This window comes from Halorussus sp. MSC15.2 (assembly GCF_010747475.1).
Classification (GTDB): domain Archaea; phylum Halobacteriota; class Halobacteria; order Halobacteriales; family Haladaptataceae; genus Halorussus.
Map to the genome: position 1 here is coordinate 376,525 of NZ_VSLZ01000001.1, position 17,473 is coordinate 393,997.

A 17,473-nucleotide genomic window follows, 5' to 3' on the forward strand; every position below is an offset into this window, starting at 1 on the left:
AGTCACAGTGGACTGATAAACGAAATCTCGATAATACAGAACACGAGGTCGCACACTGAGTCCACGGTAGCGGTCGTCGACGCGTGTTCGATGCGGTCGTTACTCCCGATAGATATCCCGTACGATACGGACTTCAGAGCGATGGGGAAAGGAGCGACGGTCGACGAGGCGATAGCCAGTGCCGCAGGAGAGTTCGTCGAGCGCTACTGTGCGTTCTGGCAACCTGAACGTGCGCGTCGAGCGTCGTACAGGTCCCTAGAGGCGAGCGAGGAGACCGTCCCCGATTTCGAGTATCTCGCAATCTACGACGCCGACCAACTTCGGGAGATGCGCCAGTCTCCGTTGACTCGCGAAGCGGACATCCAGTGGGTCGAAGGGCGCAACATCCGAGACGGGTCGCCCGTGGCAGTACCGGCGGGACGTGTGTACATGGCTTCTCCCGACCCGTACTTTTACACAACCTCTAACGGACTCGCGTGCGAGCGCACGTTAGCGGGCGCGGTTGTCGGCGGAATCTACGAATCCGTCGAGCGGGATGCGATTATGCAATCGTGGTTCCGCCAAGAGCCACCGGTCCGCGTTCGCCTCGATGGACGGCCGGACCTCGCCGAGCGTCGTGACGCAGTCGAGACCGCCGATACCTCGGTGTCCATCCTCGATTTCGAGTCGGAGTTGCCGTTCCACGTGGTGGGAGCGTTCTTCCTCGACGAGTGCGCCGAGCGACCCAAAGCACTGCTCGCGGCAGGCGCGAGTCTCGACTTCGCCACTGCAGTCGAAGACGCGTTGTCAGAACTCTCTCAAGGGCTTACCGTGTTAAAAGAGGACCTCGCGTTCGGGGGCGAGAGTGACGCCGCCGACCGCGCGCCAGAGACGCGGTTCGATAACGTTCGACACTACGCTCGCCCCGAGAACGCCGACGCGCTCTCGATACTGCTGGACGGCGAAGTCGCGTCGCCGGAGTACGAACCTGTCGAATTCGAGACCGACCGAGACGAACTGCGGGCGTGTCTCCGAGCGCTGGAGGCCGGTGAAGTCACACCGCTAGCCGTGGACGTGACGACGAAAGACGTTCGAGACACGGGACTGTACGTCACGCGCGTCGTCGTTCCAGAACTGATACCGCTGTCGAGACCCGCTGTGCCGCCACGGCGGCATCCACGCCTCTCCGACGGCGGCCTCAACGATGACTGTCATCCTATCGGCTAACGGCGAACACGCTCGTTACCCCGACCGAAAGCCTTTCAAAAATACGGTTGGAATCTCCTGTCAATGCGGAAAAGCGGCCCGCCGAAAGGCCTCATCGCGTATCTCGTGTTGGAACTTCTGGACGAAAAACCGCGGTACGGGTACGAGATACTCAAGGAGATACGGTCTATCAGCGGCGGCCACTGGGAACCATCGTACGGGTCGGTCTACCCCATCCTCTACAAGTTCGAGGAGAAAGGCTGGGCCGAGCGTATCGAGCGCGCGGACGAACCCGACCGCAAGTACTTCGAGATTACCGACGCGGGCCGCGAGGAACTCGCCGAGAAGCGCGAGGAGACCGGCGGCAAAGCCCGCGACTTCGCGGACGTGATTCTGGGGTTCTACCACGTCTTCGTCGCGTTCGCCACCGACGAGCGCTTCGAGATAGAGAACCAATCGGGTGAGTGGAAGTTCGACGAGGAGTTCAGTGCGTGGGTGACCGAACAGATAATCCGCCACCACGAACGCGACTTCGGAGACTTCCAGCGCGTCCCCGACACGCCGGAGGAGTTCGCCGAGCGGCACGACTTAGAGTCCGACGAGTAGCCCGAAAACGGCCCGCCAAACGTTTCATCCGAGCGTTCGATAGGCGACCGGAGGGAGAGGACCGCAGGACTGTGGTGTCGAGACGAGAGGCGAGCAGTTCCAGCCACACAGTGCAGAACGAACCATCACTTCCCGAGTACTCGACGAACGAGACGGGTCTGAACCGTGCCGACAATCAGCGAACGTCTACGATGCGAAATTTCGGAGTCCCGGCTATCCCGAGAGCAACTGGGGTCCGAACACCATCAGGACCAGACTCGCTAGCATCACAAGTCCAATGGTCGTGGTGACCATCGTGGTGAGCTGACGGCCTTGGCTCGTCGGGAGGCGCGAAACGACTGCTTCGGTCCCCATTCGGAGGATATGTCCGCCGTCGAGGGGGAACGCGGGGATACAGTTGAAGAAGCCGAGGTTGAGATTGACCCAGCCAATCCAAAACAGCGCGTTCGCCAGCAGGAAAAGCCCGCGGTCACCGAGGAACGAGAGTGGCCCGCCTGCCGCAGTGTAGAAACCACTATTGAACGAGACGAACCCCGCGAAGTTGTACGCTTGAGGAAGCGTGATGCTGGCGAACGGGAGTACGAGGACGCCGAACACCCCGGAGAAGAACGAGGAGATGGGTCCAGTGAAGTCGGTGATGAAGACCTCCGAGAACTTACCGCCGAGTAGTTTGAGGTAGTTCTCCGCCGGATACAACTGCACGCCGACACTGTTGAACGTGATGCCGCTCACTCCCGCAATGGGATAGACGCCGATAGCGACTTCACCCGTTTCCGTCTCGCCGAGGGTGACGTTGACCGAATGGCGTTGGCCGTCGGCATACGCCTCGACGGAGACGGTATCCCCCGATTCGTACTCGTTGAGTACTCGTTTCAGGTCGGAGCCATCGATGACTCGCTTCCCGTCGATAGCAGTGATGACGATGGGACTCCCGTTCGCCACGTCTGTCTTCGCTATCTCCGCTTCCTCGTCGATAGTCGCTAACACCCCGACCGGTCCCGTAGCCGTCGTGCCAGATTCGGTCTGTAACGTCGCTACTGGCCTGTCAGCGACTGCCTCCCGGAACGCTTTCTCCGTTCGGACCGACGTACCATTGACCTCGACGATTGTCGTCTGGTTATCTTGGCTGACCGACAACGCCGGTGCAAACGGTGACGCGGGGTGGAAATCAGTGACCAGAAGCGACCGCTCGACCGTAACGGTACTTCCGTTCGCCAGCGTCACCGCCACCGACGACTCGTCGGTCCGTGATAGCGTGGCCCCGAGGTCAGAGTTGTTCTCGATTGATTCGTTACCGACTGCGACGATTCGGTCGCCCGGCTGTAGTCCCGCGTCCACTGCGGCCGACCCCGGCATGACGCCGCCGACCGCCGCCCCCGGCGTGACGGCGATAGAGCCGACGACTGGCCCGAAAAGCAGGAGGAACGCAGCGAGCGTCACCGCGAAGTTGTTGGTGACGCCTGCCGCGAACATCCGGCTTTGACTTCCCCGGTCGGCGTTTCGCCGACTCTCCTCGTCGGGTTCCACGAACGCCCCGACCGGGAGCACCGCTAGCGCTGCGAGGCCCATCGAACGAATCTCGATATCACCGACTCGACACATGATGGCGTGGCCCCCTTCGTGAACTACGAGACCGACGAAGAGACCCAAGAGAATCTCGCCTGCGACCGACAGCGGGAGAAACGGATTGACGCCGGGGATGACGAGAACGTTACGAGGCTGGGTAGCCGTAGAAGGCGACGGCGGGTTCTGAAGGATGAAGACGGCCTGCAAGACCAACAGGAAGAAGCTACCGAGCATTATAACGAGCGCTATGCCGAGGCCAAAGTTACCCCACGCGCGCCAGAACCGCTTCGGACGCGCTAGTCGTTCAACCAGTTCTTTTCCCCGGTTGGTGTGAATGGTTAGTATCGGTCCCTGAACGCCGATAAACGAAGGTAACAGCCCTTTCGAGCGAAGAAAAAGCACTACTAGCCAGTAAAGTACGACCCCAGCAACGACCCATACGAGCATGTTCATCGGATGAAAGAAGGGACGCGCCAATCAAAGGCGTTTGGGAACGCCCCGACTCTGCTACTTCGACCCCGACGAACCGGACGAACCCGACCCCGACGAGGTTTCCGCGGTCTGCCAGTCCTCTTCCAGTTTCTGCTGGGAATCAGACTTCTTCTGCTTCTGGCGCTTGCGTAGCTTTCGGGCCGCGGCCGCCCCGGCCGCGGTACCGCCGAGGATGGCCATCCGTCGGCCGTACTTGCGGATGCGACTCTTCCCGCCGCTACCGCCGGACTGCTGGCCCGACTGACCGGACTGTTGGCTAGATTGACCAGACTGCTGGCCCGATTGGCCGGACTGCTGGCCGGACTGGCCTTTCTGTTGACTGGATGCGCTCTGGTGCTTGGTTCCCTGTTTGCTCGATTCTCCGGACTTGGCTTTCGTTTCCTCGACCGATTCGACGCGTTTGAACGCCGGTTTCTCGAGATTTAGTTCGATTATTGACATAGTAAGTCTCCTCTGGTCGGCCGGTACCGCGCCGCCCGACTCTCGATTCGAATAACGGCTGGAAGATACTTTGTTATGCTGGCTCTGATACGGGCGTAGGGGGCGGTTACCCCTCGCGCCGGAGGCGGGTGAGCACGAACTCGCGGTCGAGTTTCGCGAGGAACGGCCCCAGTTTCGGACCCTCCTCGTCGTCGAAGAACAGGCGGTACCCGACCGAGAAGAACTCTCCGACCGGGATGTCGTGGCGCTTGGCCGTCTCGTAGATTTCGCCCTGAATCTCGTCGGGGTCGTCGTGGGTCGCCACGAACTCCGCGAGTTCATCCAGCGCGGTCTCGGTGGCCGAGTCGAGGTCGACGTCGGGCATCTCGCTTCGCTTGAGTTCGTAGTCGAACTCGTTGCTCGTGCGGCGCGCCCACTCGCGGGCGTTCGAGACGCGCGAGAGGGCGAACTCCGTGACCCACTCGGGCGCGTCCTCGGGAACGTGACCCTCTCGACGGGCGATTTCCTCCCGGAGGTCGGGGTCGTCGGTCATCCCGAGGACGGCCGCGAAGGTGTAGGGCAGTCGGACGCGGTCAGCGAACGGACCGTCCACGAGTTCGTTCGCCTGCGCGCGCCGGATGGAATCGACCACGGCGACGCTCCCGCGCTCGGGGTTGGAGACGGGGTCGCCGTCCTCGTCGAAGCGGGCGGCCACGGTCGGCCGAATCGTCGGCGAATAGGCGGCGTCCGCGATTTCCTCGGCCTTCTCGTCGGCGTCGGTCCGCTCCTCGCTCTCGGTCTCAGTCTCGCGGTAGTAGTTGCGCTCGAACTCGTCGAACTCGTCCACGAGGTGGTCCAGATGTTCGACGTTGAAGTCCCGGGCCTTGCTCGGGTCCTTGGTGAAGAAGTACCGGAGGACTTCCGGTTCGAGCATCTCCAAGGTGTCCTGCACCATGATGACGTGGCCGGACGACGACGAGAAGGGTTCGCCGTTGAGCGTGAACCACTCGTAGGCCATCGGCACCGGCGGTTCGTTCCCGAAGACGTTCCGGGCCACGTCCGACCCGCTGGGCCACGACCCCTCGGCGTGGTCCTTGCCGAACGGTTCGTGGTCCACGCCGAGGACCTGCCACTGGCCGGGCCACTCGAAGCGCCACGGGAGTTTGCCCTCGCGGAAGGTAGCGGTGCCCTCGTGACCGCACCCCTCGATGGTCTGGTCGCCCGCCTCCATGTCGGTGCAGACGTACTCGACGGTGCCCGAGTCGAGGTCGATATCGGTGACGGTCTCGGTAATCTTGCCGCAGTCCTCGCAGATGGGGTTGAACGGGACGTACTCCTCGTCCACCTTGTCCTGATAGTGCGACAGGACCTCGCGGGCCTGCTCGCGGTGTTCGAGGACGTGGCGGGTCACGTCCTCGAACTCGCCGGACTCGTAGAGTTCGGTGTTCGAGACCATCTCGACCGGGATGCCCAGCAGTTCGGCGCTCCGCTCGATGAGATTCGAGAAGTGCTCGCCGTAGGAGTCACAGCAGCCGAAGGGGTCGGGGATGTCGGTGTAGGGCTTGCCCAGATTCCGGCCCAAGGCTCCGGCGTTCACGTCGCCCAACTCCACGACGTTCCCGTCGAGGTCCGCGAGCTTTCTGGGGAGTTTGCGCAGGGGGTCGCGGTCGTCGGCGGTGAACACCTGTCGGACCTCGTGACCGCGTTCCCGCAGGGCCTCGGCGACGAAGTAGCCGCGCACGATTTCGTTCATGTTGCCGAGGTGCGGGACGCCCGACGGCGAGATGCCGCCCTTGATTACGATGGGGTCGTCGGGGTCGCGCGCCAGAATCTGGTCGGCGACCGACTCGGCCCAGAACGGGTGCGACTGGGAACCCTGAAGCACGTACGGGTCGTCGTCGGGGTGCATCTCCCGAGCGGTCGGGTCGTCGGAGTCGTCGCTGGCTGGTTCGTCGCTCATCGCTCGTCTCGCGCCCAGTAGGTCATCTGGTCGTCCGCGCCCTCCGGCACGATGTCGGTACCGTCGTGTTCGCCGTACCGGACCGCGTCGGCGATGCGCTCGGGTTCGGTGCCGTCGAGGACGATGGTGCGCACGCCCGACCGCTCGATGAGTTTCGCCGCCAGCAGGTCGACCGGCGCGGAACTCCCGGCGTTCATCTCCAGTCCCGCGATGACGTCCACGAGTTCCCCGGCGTTGAGTTCGTCGTACTTCTTGGCGTCGGGGTCCTCGTTGGGGTCGTCGCTGAACACGCCGGGGACGCTGGTCGCGTAGACCAGCAGGTCGGCGTTGGTGTACTCCGCGAGCGCCGCGCTCACGGCGTCGGTGGTCTGACCGGGCGTCACGCCGCCCATCACCGCGATGTCGCCGCGGTGCATCGCCGCGCCCGCCGACTCGTAGTCCTCGGGCGGACTCGGCGCGGCCTGCTCGGACAGCGCCGCGATGAGCAGGCGCGCGTTGAGTCGCGTCACGTCGATGCCGATGTCGTCGAGTTCTATCTCGTTCGCGCCTAGGTCGCGCGCGCTGGCGATGTACTCCCGGGCGACGCCGCCGCCACCGACGACTGTTCCGACTGTGCAGCCTTCGGCGGCGAGGTCCTCGATTACGTCGGCGTGGTCGCGGACGCGCTCGGAACCGAGGTCGGGCGCGAGTACGCTCCCGCCGATGGAGACGACTACTTTCATTCTGTGGCCGAGTAGCCCGGTCGCGGCCTTAAGGATTGCCAACTGTCGAAGGCAACGAACCGATTTTCGTCGCCGACGTTCGCGCCACCGCCGTCCTCTCTGTGACGCGTCCAGACTCCACGGGACCCCGAGCGACGTCCCTCGAAACTGCTCGCCGGGTCGGGGTCACCGAAGGCTACAAGCGCACCCCGGTCCAAAATCGCCCCATGCACGTACTGAGCCTCGTCGGTCCCGACGCGGCGGCGCGGGCGGTCGCCGACCGACTGGCGAGTCGCCTCGGCGAGGACGGCAGCGTCGCGGAGGTCCACCGGACCGAGACCGACGTCGAACAGCACGACGGACCCTCTGGGGCGAAATTCGAGTTCACGGCCGGAAGTTGGTCGGCGACGGGCCGCGACCGGTCGCTGTCGGACCTGCTCGCCGACCTCGCGCCCGACTACGACTACGCGCTGCTCGTCGGATTCCCCGAGGCCGACGTACCGCAGGTCCGTATCGGCGACGCCGCCGGCACGGACTCCGACACCCCGGCAGAGGTCCTGTTCGAAGCCGCCAGTGCGGCCGACGTGGACCCCGAGGAGGTCCGGACTGCGCTCGCCGGGACCGAACCGTACGAAACGCTCGAATCGCTGGTCGCCGAGGTCAAGCGCTCGGAGGATGCACCCTACTCGGGTGCCATCGCGACCTTCACCGGTCGGGTCCGGGCGAAGGAGGAGGACGACGACACGCCCACCGAGTTCCTCGAGTTCGAGAAGTACGAAGGCGTCGCCGAGGACCGTATGGACGCTATCAGCGCCGAACTGGAGGAGCGCGACGGCGTCTACGAGGTGTTGATGCACCACCGCACGGGCGTCATCGAGTACGGCGAGGACATCGTGTTCGTCGTGGTGCTGGCCGGCCACCGCGAGGAGGCGTTCCGTACCGTCGAGGACGGTATCGACCGGCTCAAAGACGAGGTTCCCATCTTCAAGAAGGAGTCTACGACCGACGAACAGTTCTGGGTTCACGAGCGCCAGTAACGTTTTTCACGTTTCGTCCGTCGGTTCCAGCGCGTTCCACGAGCGTGAACTACCGATTCGGCGACACCCGTCGCAGTTCGTATCGACATTTTCCCCACCTGTGTCAGTCGATTACACGGGTTTCAGAGTCCTGGGTGGAAAGGGAGAAACAAAATCTTAGATACCGTTTTAAACGATAAAGCGCCCTGAAAAAACGTCGTAAAAAGTCGTTTTTACCCCATTTTCCCGGTTCGTGTCGTCTCCGTTATCCAAATCCGCGGAAAACGACCCTAACCGTCTCCCCTTTATATCATCCCCTGCCGCTTACGTGGAAATGACGATGAGCGCAACAACGCAGCCCTCCGACGCTCCCGAACCGCAGTCCAAGGAACAACGCCTCAAGCAGTTCCTCCGGAGCAAAGCAGACGACGGGGAGATGTACTTCAAGAGCAAGTTCATCGCGGACGAGGTCGACCTCTCGGCCAAGGAAATCGGTGCGCTGATGGTGAAACTCAAGGACTCCGCCGCCGACCTCGAAATCGAGAAGTGGTCGTACACGTCCGCGACGACGTGGCGCGTCTGTCCGGCGTAAGTACCGAATCGTTGCGTGCGCCGTCCGTCTGGTCCCCTTCGGACGGTTCACCTCGCCCATTTTCCCCTGTTTCCGAGTCGCCCGCTACCGACGGGCACGCCCCGCGTTCACACGGTGTTCGCCCGCGTGAACCGTCGTTCCCGGTAGAACCACGCTCTTTTTCTCCCGTGGTCACGTTGCCCGACGTATGCAGCGGCGCGTCTACCTGCGGTCGTTGACGGCGACGGTGGGAGCGGTCGGAGCCACTGGCTGTCTGCGAACCGCCGGGGACGAACCGACCACCACGACCGAACAACCTCGGTTCCGCACCGAGACGGTGACGATGGAACTGGAGGTGCCGTGGGGTGCGGCGTTCGCCCCCGACGGCGACCTCTACCTCACCGAACGCCCCGGTCGCGTCCAGCGGGTCGCCCACGAGAACGGCCGCAAAGAGCAGATTGCCGACCTCACCGACGTGGTCGCGGCGCGCGGTGAGGGCGGGTTGCTCGGTCTCGCAATCCACCCCGGGAACTCCGATATCGCGTACACCTACCAGACCTACGAGGGCCAGAACGGACTGACCAACCGAGTCGTCCGTCACCGAATCTCCGACGATTTCGTCCGCGAGTCGGTCGTCTTCGACGGCATTCCGGGGGCGTCCATCCACGATGGCGGCCGCATCGCCTTCGGGCCGGGCGGTTCTTCGGGCGCGTCCGACGGTGCGCTTTACGTGGCTACCGGCGACGCGGGCGAGAGCGGTCTCGCACAGGACCGCGAGTCGCTCGCCGGGAAGGTACTCAGACTGACGCCCGACGGCGAACCCCACCCCGACAACCCCTTCGGCAACGCCGTGTTCACCTACGGCCACCGAAACCCGCAGGGACTGGCGTGGCGCGAGGGCACGCTCTTCAGCACCGAACACGGTCCCTCGTCCGACGACGAAATCAACGTCCTCCGCGCCGGGAACAACTACGGATGGCCCGAAGCGATGGGTCCGACCGACGGCGGACGGTTCACCGACCCCATCGAGTCCTACACGCCCGCCATCGCGCCCGGAAGCGCGACTTTCTACCACGGCCCGGTCGAGGACTGGCGGGGCGACTTCTTCTTCGGGACCCTCGCCGGGACGCATCTCCACCGAGTACGTATCGACGATAACGGGAACGTCGTCGGACAACAGCGTCTGCTCGACGGGAAGTACGGCCGCCTCCGAACCGTCTTCACCGGCCCGGAGGACCACCTCTACGTCACGACCAGCAACCGGGACGGAAGAGGAACGCCCGCACCGCAGGACGACCGCGTGCTTCGAATTCAGCCCGTTTAACGTTTCTCTCGTCTCCCCTGTTCTACTCCCGAGTGCAGGTCACTGGTCCCGAGAGTCAGTCACCCGTTCCGAACACCGGCTACCCGTCCCGAGCGACCGCGACGCTACCCTCTAGGAGGAGTAGGAGCGTCCCGAGAACTATCCCGGCGAGCGTCAGGAGTTCGGGGAGGTTCATCCACGGGGGGGAACACGAACGCGGCGTAGGCCTCGGCCTGCTTTAGCGTACTCCTGACCGAGTCCGTACCGACGTGGCGACTTCGGAGTTCGGTCCCGGGGACCGTCTCGTGGTCCTCCTCGGGGACGGAGAGTCGGTCGGCGGTGTAGGGCATCTGGACGCCCTCGTACGACCAGACGACCTCCCCGCGCTCGTTGACCTCCACGACGCGGTCGTTGAACGTGTCCACGATGAGGGTGTTGCCGTTCGGGAGTCGGTCGGCGTCCCGCGGCCAGTGGAGCAGGCTCCGGCCGCCGTACTGCCAGACGACTTCGTCTGTGGTCGCGTTGAGTTCGACCACGCGGTCGTTGCCGCTGTCGGCGACCAACACCGTCCCGTTCCGCAGTTCGTAGGGGTTGTGCTGATGGTCGAGAATCTCGGTGTTGCCCGGTTCGCCGACGACGTTCACGATGGCTTTGGTCTCGGGGTTCACTTCGACGACCACGTCGAAGTTCCGCACCGAAAGCTGGAAGTTGCCGTTCGCCAGTTTGTCGATGTCGTTCATGTGGGTCCAGTCCGCCTCCCCGCCGGGGTCGGCCGGACCGCCGTACTTCTCGTGGAACCGGGTGCCTTCCGAGAGGTGGTTCTCCGCCTGCCACTCCCACGTAATCCCGCCCGACTCGTTCACGACGAACGCCCGGTCGTTGCCCATGTCCACGATGGCGGTGTTGCCGTTTTCGAGGCGGTCCACGTCGTGGACCTCGTGGTGGGTTATCTTCTCGTCGTACCACGAGTACTCCCAGACGACTTCCTTGGTCTCGTAGTCGAGTTCCACGACTCGGGCCTCGATGCACTGTTCGGAGGCGACTTCTAACTGTTCGTCGGGACACTTCGCGGGCGGAAGCTTCGTCGTGACCGCCACGAGGAAGTTACCGTTGTCCAACTGCTCGGCGTCGAATACCCGCGAGTTCGGCGGGTCGAACTTCCAGACGACCTCGTTGTTCTCGTTCAGCTCGAGCAGTTTCCCGTCCAACCCGTAGCTCTGAACGCTGACGAGTGTGTGGCCCTCGTAGGGACCCTCGGCGGTGGAAGTGGCCGAGACGCCCTGTTTCGCGGTCAGGCCCTGCGCGCCGAGAATCAGCACCAGCAGGAACACGACCCACGCGAGATATCGCATCCGCCGTCGTCGCTTCATACGTTGACCTGTCGTCAACCCGTTTAAGGGCTGACGGTATCCGGTGAGACCGCCCGACGCACACCGGACCCGAGTGCGTCAGAAGAGCAAAGTACCATGACATCATATACCAAGATATGGGCGTCTGGGGATGGATTGTCCTCTACGTACTCCTCTTCTCGCTCGTCCAGTTGCTAATCTACCGGTATCTCCGGAGTGACGAGGACGCACCGCTGTTCCGCTCGACGCCGCCGAACCGGGAGACGACCCCTCTCGAAGAGGTCCGGGAACTCGACGACCGGCGCCGCAACGACGACCCGTCGGTCGTGGTCTGTCCGCGGTGCGGGACGGAGAACGACACCGGGTACACCTACTGCCGGAACTGCGTCAGTCCCATGTCGGCGCGGTGAGTGACCTCGCGTCCGAGAGGTGGGCTTTTCCCGTCGCGACACGGAGCGTGTCGTATGCCACGCGCCGTCGCGATCAACGTCGGAGCCAACACGAACGCGCCCGGCGTCCGCGGACCAATCTACCCGGACGGTCGGTTCGAGTTCGTCCCCATCCCCGAGGAGGCCCCGACCGGCGAGTCCGTGCCGACCTACGCCGACCTCTCGCTCGATACCGACCTGCCCGCCGCGAGCGCGGACGCGCCGGTCCACCTCGACCCGGAGTTCGCCGAGTACCCCGAGTGCGAGCGCTACACCTACGGCGACCCTCACGGCGTGAAGGCCCGGCCCCTGCTGGACCTGCGCGAAGGTGACTACGCCCTCTTCTACGCTACGCTGACCGCTCGCGGCGACCCGGAGCGAGAGTGGATATCGCCGGACTGGGGCGCGTACCTCGTCGGCCAGTTCCGCCTCGCGCGCGACCCGGTTCCCGGCGACGCGTACGCCGACCTCCCCCGGGACGAGCGCGAGACCTTCCGGAACAACGCCCACGTCAAGCGCGAGGAGTTCGACGCCGCGGTCCTGCTGGCGGGCGACGACCGGGAGTCGGGGCTGTACGAGACCGCGGTTCCGCTCAGTTCCGCCGAGCAGGGGTCGGAAGCCAATCGAGTGGTGACGGACCTGTCGAGCGACTCGGGGAAGGGACCGTGGTGGCGACGCCCGATGAAGTTCGACGCGGACGCGACCGCCGAACTGCTGGAACTGGTCGAGAACGGTTTCGAATGAACTCTCGGCCGGCATTCTCACCGGGATGGCGCGGAATCGACGGTGCCACTGCCAGGACAGGATAGAGAACGAGACGACGTTAGAGAAGACGACAGAAGAGAATGGAACGACGGGAGAGTGGGGAGTCGCGCTTAGAACGGGTAGTCGCGCGCGTCGTGCTGAATCGAGACCCACTTCGTCTCGGTTATCTCGTGCAGGAAGGCGTCGCTGTTGTAGGTGCCCATCCCGGAATCACCGATACCGCTGAAGGGAACGTGCGCCTCGTCGTTGATAGGTTGGTCGTTGATGTGGACGTTTCCGGTCTCCATGCGGTCGGCGATGTCCTTGGCGACCTCTAGGTCACCGGAGTGGACCGCCCCGGAGAGACCGTACGGGGTGTCGTTGGCGATTTCGACAGCCTCGTCGACGTCCGAGAACGGGATGACGGGCGCAATCGGGCCGAAGTGTTCGTTACACGCGGCCGCCATGTCGTTGGTCACGTCCGAGAGGACCGTCGGCGCGACGACCAGCGAGTCGTCGGTCTCGTCGATATCGACGGTTTCACCGCCCGTTTCGAGGGTGGCACCCGCATCGACGGTGTCAGCCACGTATCCGAGCATCTCGTCGCGCTGGGACTCGTCGATAATCGGGCCGACCACCGTGTCCTCGTCGTGGGCACTCCCGGCCGGGAGTGCCTCCGCACGCTCGACCAGACGGGCGACGTACTCGTCGTAGACGTCCTCGTGGACGATATGGCGGTTGATGGAGATGCAGACCTGTCCCTGATGGACGAACGACCCGAACGTCGCGCCGTCGATAGCCCGGTCGAGGTCGGCGTCGGCGGTGACGACGAACGCGTTGTTCCCGCCGAGTTCCATCGCGGGGACGGCGAGGTTCTCACCGGCGAGTCCGGCGACGTGTTGCCCGACCTCTGTCGAACCGGTGAACGAGACGACGTCGCTCTCGGGGTGACTCGCGACGCGGTCACCGATGTCGGAGCCTCGCCCGGTGACGACGTTCAGCACTCCGTCGGGCAGGTCCGTCTCCTCGAAGAGTTTCGCGAAGAGCAGGCCGCCCGTAATCGGAGAGTTGGCCGAGGGCTTCAGGACGACGCTGTTCCCCGCGGCGATGGCCGGGGCGACGGCGCGCATCGAGAGGTTCAGCGGGAAGTTCCACGGCGAGATGACCGTGACGACGCCCTTCGCTTCGCGTTGGACGAGGTTCTCCTTCCCGGGGATGTTGGAGTCTACGTGTTCTCCTTTCATCCGGCGCGGTAGCGTCGCCGCCTCGTTGGCGTGGTCGGAGGCAATTTGGATGGAGGTTTCACCCATGATGTGCGACCCGCCGACTTCGTGAGCTAATAGGTCGATTACCTCCTCGCTGTGGTCCTGAACTGCTTGCAGAAACTGTTGGATGACTGCCTGTCGCCGCGCCGGTGGCTGCTCACTCCACTCGGTCTGCGCGGCCGCAGCGGCCTCGTACGCGGCATCGACGTCCGCCTCGGTCGCGGCGGGAACCTCCGTAATCGCCTCGCGAGTCGAGGGGTCTTCGACGGTCAGGGTCTCGCCGTTTCCGCTCGGCGTCCACTCCCCGTCGATGTAGAGCGCGTTCCAATCGGCGTCTATCGAGAGATTGCTCGTCATTTGCGTTTTACCAAATGGTAGAAAACAGTAAAAGGGGCGCGAATTAGGAGAGGGTTTCCTATTCACAACTTGTGAACATTCGACTCTCGGAAATTTAACCGCACAACTGATGACCGCCGACACGGGTATCGAGACGCTCGTACGTCGAGAGGGAACGTCGATGGAGTCCTCCGCGACCGAACTTCGAACGTGGACGACGGTGATTCCCGTCCGTAGCGGGTTCCGTTCTTCGGGTCTGTACTCCATCCGTCGAAGGAGAAGCAGCTGTTTCGACGGGTTTTACCGTATGGTAAACGAAACGGCGGTATGAATCAGTCTGACCGAGGAGGAGCGAACCCTTCCGGTCCTCTCCCCGGCGGGGAGGTGCGACATGGGACGGGCGTGCATTCGAATCGTGCGTTTCCGACGGACGACTACCCGTACAACCTCGACCCGTTCGTCCTCTTCGAACGATTCTACATCGACTCCGACGAGGGGTTCCCGATGCACCCCCACCGAGGCTTCGAGATAGTCTCGTACATGCTCGACGGCGGCATGGAACACGAGGACTCGCTCGGCGTCTCTAACACCGCCGACGAGGGCGACGTGATGCGCATCACGACCGGAAGCGGTATCCGACACTCGGAGTTCCCTGCTCGCGGAAGCGGCTGTAACGGATTACAGCTCTGGGTGAATCTTCCGCGCGAAGCGAAGGACGCCGACCCGGACTACGTGGACGCGGACGCCGCCGACCTTCCGACGGAGGGGCAGGACGGCGCGACGGTCACGACAGTCGTCGGTAACGGCTCTCCGATAGAACTCCACACGCCGATGGAGTATCTGGACGTCTCCGTGTCCGACAGTTGGTCTTGGTCGATTCCGGACGAGTGGACGGGGTTCCTCTACGGTGTTTCCGGTGACGGGACGGTAGACGGGGACGCGTTCACTACCGGAGATGTCCTCCCGATGACCGACGCGCGGGACGTCGAACTTCGGAGCGAGGACTCCCTGCGCGTCGTCGCGATTTCCGGTCGGCCCCACGACGAACCGATTCGTCAACGCGGTCCGTTCGTGCTGTAGTTCCCTCCGCGCTGTCGCTTCTGTCGAGCGTGTCGAAAGCTCGGGGGACGGCTACTCGGTGGATGAATCGTCGGTTGCCACCGTATTTTACCAGATGGTAAGATACTTCTATCAGGGGTCGGTCGTATCCGCTATGGTAGACGTAGCTGTCATCGGTGGCGGTCCCGCCGGACTGAGCGCTGCACTGTACGCCGCGAAGAACGACCTCGAAACGGTCGTCTTCGACACCGACGAGTCGTGGATGCACAAGGCCCACCTCTTCAACTATCCCGCGGTCCGAAGCATCAGCGGCGACGAGTTCCTCGAAGTCACCCGGGGTCAGGTCCGTGACCGCGGCGCGACGCTTCAGGAAGCCGAAGTGACCGCCGTCGAGCAGACCGACGACGGATTCGTCGTCACCACAGCGGCCGACGAGTACACCGCAACGTACGTCGTCCTCGCGACAGGTGGCGACCGGAGTCTCGCCGACGGACTCGGTTGCGAGTTCACCGACGAGGACGTCGTCGATGTGAACGTGGACATGGAGACGTCAGTCGAAGACGTGTACGCGACCGGTGCCATGGGACGGGCCGAGAAGTGGCAGGCGGTCATCGCGGCCGGTGACGGCGCGGCCGCCGTCCTCGACATCCTCTCGAAGGAGAAGGGCGAGTACTACCACGACTTCGATATGCCGTCCGACGTCCCGGAACTGTAGCGGTCCCGAACTATCCTCGCGTTCGGTAACGTCCTCGTTCGAATGACCTTTTCGCGCGATACTCGTGCAGAGACTCCTCGAACCGCACCGAATACGACATCCGTAAATTCGTGCGGAGAAACCGCTATGAGTCCCCGCCCCGAAAGACCCACAACATGAGCGAATCGGAGGTGGAGGTCGACTCCAAAGACACCCGCGAGGTAATCATGGAGGCGACCTTTCGCGCCCTGAGCGAGCACGGGTACAAGGACTTGCGAGTGCGTGACATCGGCGACGAGATGGAGATGTCCCGTCAGGTAATCCACTATCACTTCGACGGGAAGTACGACCTGCTCTCCTCGTTCCTCGAGTACATCATCGACCAGTACGAGGGGAGTGTCGAGGTAGAGGGAGAGACGAGTCCGCGCTCGGAACTCGACGCGCGAATCGACCAGTGTCTCTTCGGTCCCGAGTTCGACGAGTTCTCACACTGGGACCGAATGAAAGTATACCACGAACTCTACGCGCACGCCCAGAACGACGAGCAACATCGGGAACTCTTCAACGACCACTACGCCCGTATTCAGGGCAGCATCGTCGAGGTCATCGAAAAGGGAATCGCGGACGGCGAGTTCCGCGAGGTGAACGCCGAACGAATGGGACAACTCGTCACCGACGTGATTCACGCGGCCCGGGAACGACGGATTTCGCTCGACCACGAGGACGCCCCGGCGGAGGCCCGGAAAGCCATCGACGAGTTCATCCTCGACTCGCTGTACCCGCCTCGAAACGGCGAGTAACCCCGCCGTTCCGTGATTCTTCCCGAACTTGGCGGTAGCCTCCGACCGGGGATTCGATATATTCCAACCGAGCATTCATCGGCGTACGACTTGTACAATCCCTATGCGCGAGTTCGATTTTACGGTCGTCTACAGCGAGGGGGCGGACCACTTGATGGACGTCTTCATCGAGTTCCCGCAACTGTACTCGCGAACGGTCTCGTGCCACGTAACTAGCGATACGATGTGGCGAGTAGACGAGGTCACCGGTCCGCGAGAGGCCCTGTCGGCGTACGACGACCAGCTAGCCAATCTCCAACGCTGTTCCAGCCTCCGCGGGATGGGGGGCTGTCAGGTCGATTGGACGTACGAGACCCTGACGACGGAATCGACGCGGCGACTCATCTACTCCAAACAGTCCGAGAGCGAGGGCTGTCGGTCGATTCCGTATCTCGCCGCGGCCCACCTCGGCGACGGAGTGCTGTGCCGGGCGGAACAGCACGGCGACGAGTACAGGTGGCAGATTCTCACGGACGACGACGCGGCGATGAGCAGTATCTACGAGGAACTCAGCGAGAACCTCCGCGACGGACTCGAACTCAGGTTCGGGCGCCTCGACCAGTCCCCCGAGTGGGACGACAGGCGCGGGACCGGCGACGACCTGCCGTACGAGCAGCGGGAGGCGCTCGAACTGGCCGTCGAGTACGGCTACTACGAGACGCCGCGAGAGATGTCGCTACAGGAGATTGCCGACGCGGAGGACGTTCCGACCTCGACGTTACAGTACCGCATCACTCGCGCCGAGTCGTGGCTCGCGAAGACTTTCCTCTCGAACGAGACTGGCGACGTCTCCGATGGCGTCGCGTTGAACCAGTCACCCGGCGCGACGAGTGACGACTGAGACGACTCGTTTTCCGCCGTAGAACACGGTCCGTTCCCCGTGGTAGCGTCCGCGGTTAGCGGGTATCGAATCGCGGGACGGGACGGCTTTGGTATGTT

General features: G+C 63.4%; 17 protein-coding genes. 11 read left to right on the forward strand and 6 right to left on the reverse strand.

Annotation, left to right across the window (positions count from 1 at the left end; genetic code table 11):
• Window positions 1–141 precede the first annotated feature (141 nt).
• Together FXF75_RS01920 and FXF75_RS01925 are read left to right on the forward strand one after the other, a co-directional pair.
• Window positions 142–1,206, forward strand: coding sequence for a YcaO-like family protein (locus tag FXF75_RS01920; protein WP_163519868.1), 1,065 nt, complete (start codon window positions 142–144; stop codon window positions 1,204–1,206).
• A gap of 63 nt (window positions 1,207–1,269) precedes the next feature.
• Window positions 1,270–1,791, forward strand: a complete 522-nt coding sequence (locus FXF75_RS01925) for a PadR family transcriptional regulator (RefSeq protein WP_163519869.1) — start codon at window positions 1,270–1,272, stop codon at window positions 1,789–1,791.
• Between the two features lie 213 nt (window positions 1,792–2,004).
• Here the strand turns inward: FXF75_RS01925 and FXF75_RS01930 are convergent, their stop codons facing one another.
• The 4 genes from FXF75_RS01930 to pyrH form a co-directional block, all read right to left on the reverse strand.
• The gene (locus tag FXF75_RS01930) at window positions 2,005–3,810 is read right to left on the reverse strand and encodes a site-2 protease family protein (protein WP_163519870.1); all 1,806 of its coding nucleotides are present in this window, start codon (window positions 3,808–3,810) and stop codon (window positions 2,005–2,007) included.
• A 54-nt stretch (window positions 3,811–3,864) separates the two neighbouring features.
• Window positions 3,865–4,290 carry a hypothetical protein gene (locus FXF75_RS01935; protein WP_163519871.1) on the reverse strand — a complete coding sequence of 142 codons (426 nt, stop codon included), beginning with the start codon at window positions 4,288–4,290 and terminating at the stop codon, window positions 3,865–3,867.
• Window positions 4,291–4,396: 106 nt separating this feature from the next.
• A complete protein-coding gene (lysS, locus tag FXF75_RS01940; RefSeq protein ID WP_163519872.1) occupies window positions 4,397–6,229 on the reverse strand; it encodes a lysine--tRNA ligase in 1,833 nt (610 codons plus the stop codon).
• Complete coding sequence (pyrH, locus tag FXF75_RS01945; RefSeq protein ID WP_163519873.1) at window positions 6,226–6,951, reverse strand: UMP kinase; 726 nt, start codon at window positions 6,949–6,951, stop codon at window positions 6,226–6,228. The genes lysS and pyrH overlap by 4 nt, the downstream gene beginning before the upstream one ends.
• A 206-nt stretch (window positions 6,952–7,157) precedes the next feature.
• On the opposite strand from pyrH, the gene FXF75_RS01950 reads away from it, so the two are divergent.
• The 3 genes from FXF75_RS01950 (at window position 7,158) to FXF75_RS01960 (ending at window position 9,841) form a co-directional block, all read left to right on the forward strand.
• Complete coding sequence (locus FXF75_RS01950; protein ID WP_163519874.1) at window positions 7,158–7,967, forward strand: molybdopterin synthase; 810 nt, start codon at window positions 7,158–7,160, stop codon at window positions 7,965–7,967.
• A gap of 319 nt (window positions 7,968–8,286) precedes the next feature.
• Complete coding sequence (locus tag FXF75_RS01955; protein WP_163519875.1) at window positions 8,287–8,538, forward strand: hypothetical protein; 252 nt, start codon at window positions 8,287–8,289, stop codon at window positions 8,536–8,538.
• A 187-nt stretch (window positions 8,539–8,725) separates the two neighbouring features.
• Window positions 8,726–9,841: a PQQ-dependent sugar dehydrogenase gene (locus FXF75_RS01960; protein WP_163519876.1), complete on the forward strand. Its 1,116-nt coding sequence runs from the start codon at window positions 8,726–8,728 to the stop codon at window positions 9,839–9,841.
• Between the two features lie 104 nt (window positions 9,842–9,945).
• On the opposite strand, the gene FXF75_RS01965 is transcribed toward FXF75_RS01960, so the two are convergent.
• Window positions 9,946–11,190, reverse strand: a complete 1,245-nt coding sequence (locus tag FXF75_RS01965) for an aryl-sulfate sulfotransferase (RefSeq protein WP_163519877.1) — start codon at window positions 11,188–11,190, stop codon at window positions 9,946–9,948.
• A 116-nt stretch (window positions 11,191–11,306) separates the two neighbouring features.
• On the opposite strand from FXF75_RS01965, the gene FXF75_RS01970 reads away from it, so the two are divergent.
• Entirely contained in the window at window positions 11,307–11,579 is a 273-nt protein-coding gene (locus tag FXF75_RS01970; RefSeq protein ID WP_163519878.1) for a zinc ribbon domain-containing protein, read from the forward strand.
• A 54-nt stretch (window positions 11,580–11,633) separates the two neighbouring features.
• Window positions 11,634–12,341, forward strand: coding sequence for a hypothetical protein (locus FXF75_RS01975; RefSeq protein ID WP_163519879.1), 708 nt, complete (start codon window positions 11,634–11,636; stop codon window positions 12,339–12,341).
• Window positions 12,342–12,472: 131 nt separating this feature from the next.
• On the opposite strand, the gene FXF75_RS01980 is transcribed toward FXF75_RS01975, so the two are convergent.
• Window positions 12,473–13,963 carry an aldehyde dehydrogenase family protein gene (locus FXF75_RS01980; protein WP_163519880.1) on the reverse strand — a complete coding sequence of 497 codons (1,491 nt, stop codon included), beginning with the start codon at window positions 13,961–13,963 and terminating at the stop codon, window positions 12,473–12,475.
• 306 nt (window positions 13,964–14,269) lie between these two features.
• Between FXF75_RS01980 and FXF75_RS01985 the strand changes: the two genes are divergently transcribed.
• The 4 genes from FXF75_RS01985 (at window position 14,270) to FXF75_RS02000 (ending at window position 17,375) form a co-directional block, all read left to right on the forward strand.
• The gene (locus FXF75_RS01985) at window positions 14,270–15,022 is read left to right on the forward strand and encodes a pirin family protein (RefSeq protein ID WP_163519881.1); all 753 of its coding nucleotides are present in this window, start codon (window positions 14,270–14,272) and stop codon (window positions 15,020–15,022) included.
• Window positions 15,023–15,155: 133 nt separating this feature from the next.
• Window positions 15,156–15,716, forward strand: coding sequence for an NAD(P)/FAD-dependent oxidoreductase (locus FXF75_RS01990; protein ID WP_163519882.1), 561 nt, complete (start codon window positions 15,156–15,158; stop codon window positions 15,714–15,716).
• Between the two features lie 155 nt (window positions 15,717–15,871).
• Complete coding sequence (locus FXF75_RS01995; protein ID WP_163519883.1) at window positions 15,872–16,495, forward strand: TetR/AcrR family transcriptional regulator; 624 nt, start codon at window positions 15,872–15,874, stop codon at window positions 16,493–16,495.
• Window positions 16,496–16,598: 103 nt separating this feature from the next.
• The gene (locus FXF75_RS02000; protein WP_163519884.1) at window positions 16,599–17,375 is read left to right on the forward strand and encodes a helix-turn-helix domain-containing protein; all 777 of its coding nucleotides are present in this window, start codon (window positions 16,599–16,601) and stop codon (window positions 17,373–17,375) included.
• Window positions 17,376–17,473 lie beyond the last annotated feature (98 nt).

Excerpts from the sequence above, each read along its gene's own strand:
- FXF75_RS01960 (WP_163519876.1), top strand. The coding sequence starts at position 8,726 with ATGCAGCGGCGCGTCTACCTGCGGTCGTTGACGGCGACGGTGGGAGCG.
- FXF75_RS01925 (WP_163519869.1), top strand. The coding sequence starts at position 1,270 with ATGCGGAAAAGCGGCCCGCCGAAAGGCCTCATCGCGTATCTCGTGTTG.
- FXF75_RS01985 (WP_163519881.1), top strand. The coding sequence starts at position 14,270 with ATGAATCAGTCTGACCGAGGAGGAGCGAACCCTTCCGGTCCTCTCCCC.
- FXF75_RS01995 (WP_163519883.1), top strand. The coding sequence starts at position 15,872 with ATGAGCGAATCGGAGGTGGAGGTCGACTCCAAAGACACCCGCGAGGTA.
- FXF75_RS01920 (WP_163519868.1), top strand. The coding sequence starts at position 142 with ATGGGGAAAGGAGCGACGGTCGACGAGGCGATAGCCAGTGCCGCAGGA.
- FXF75_RS01980 (WP_163519880.1), bottom strand. The coding sequence starts at position 13,963 with ATGACGAGCAATCTCTCGATAGACGCCGATTGGAACGCGCTCTACATC.
- FXF75_RS01955 (WP_163519875.1), top strand. The coding sequence starts at position 8,287 with ATGAGCGCAACAACGCAGCCCTCCGACGCTCCCGAACCGCAGTCCAAG.
- FXF75_RS01935 (WP_163519871.1), bottom strand. The coding sequence starts at position 4,290 with ATGTCAATAATCGAACTAAATCTCGAGAAACCGGCGTTCAAACGCGTC.
- FXF75_RS01970 (WP_163519878.1), top strand. The coding sequence starts at position 11,307 with ATGGGCGTCTGGGGATGGATTGTCCTCTACGTACTCCTCTTCTCGCTC.
- FXF75_RS01990 (WP_163519882.1), top strand. The coding sequence starts at position 15,156 with ATGGTAGACGTAGCTGTCATCGGTGGCGGTCCCGCCGGACTGAGCGCT.
- pyrH (WP_163519873.1), bottom strand. The coding sequence starts at position 6,951 with ATGAAAGTAGTCGTCTCCATCGGCGGGAGCGTACTCGCGCCCGACCTC.
- FXF75_RS02000 (WP_163519884.1), top strand. The coding sequence starts at position 16,599 with ATGCGCGAGTTCGATTTTACGGTCGTCTACAGCGAGGGGGCGGACCAC.
- FXF75_RS01930 (WP_163519870.1), bottom strand. The coding sequence starts at position 3,810 with ATGAACATGCTCGTATGGGTCGTTGCTGGGGTCGTACTTTACTGGCTA.
- FXF75_RS01965 (WP_163519877.1), bottom strand. The coding sequence starts at position 11,190 with ATGAAGCGACGACGGCGGATGCGATATCTCGCGTGGGTCGTGTTCCTG.
- FXF75_RS01975 (WP_163519879.1), top strand. The coding sequence starts at position 11,634 with ATGCCACGCGCCGTCGCGATCAACGTCGGAGCCAACACGAACGCGCCC.
- lysS (WP_163519872.1), bottom strand. The coding sequence starts at position 6,229 with ATGAGCGACGAACCAGCCAGCGACGACTCCGACGACCCGACCGCTCGG.
- FXF75_RS01950 (WP_163519874.1), top strand. The coding sequence starts at position 7,158 with ATGCACGTACTGAGCCTCGTCGGTCCCGACGCGGCGGCGCGGGCGGTC.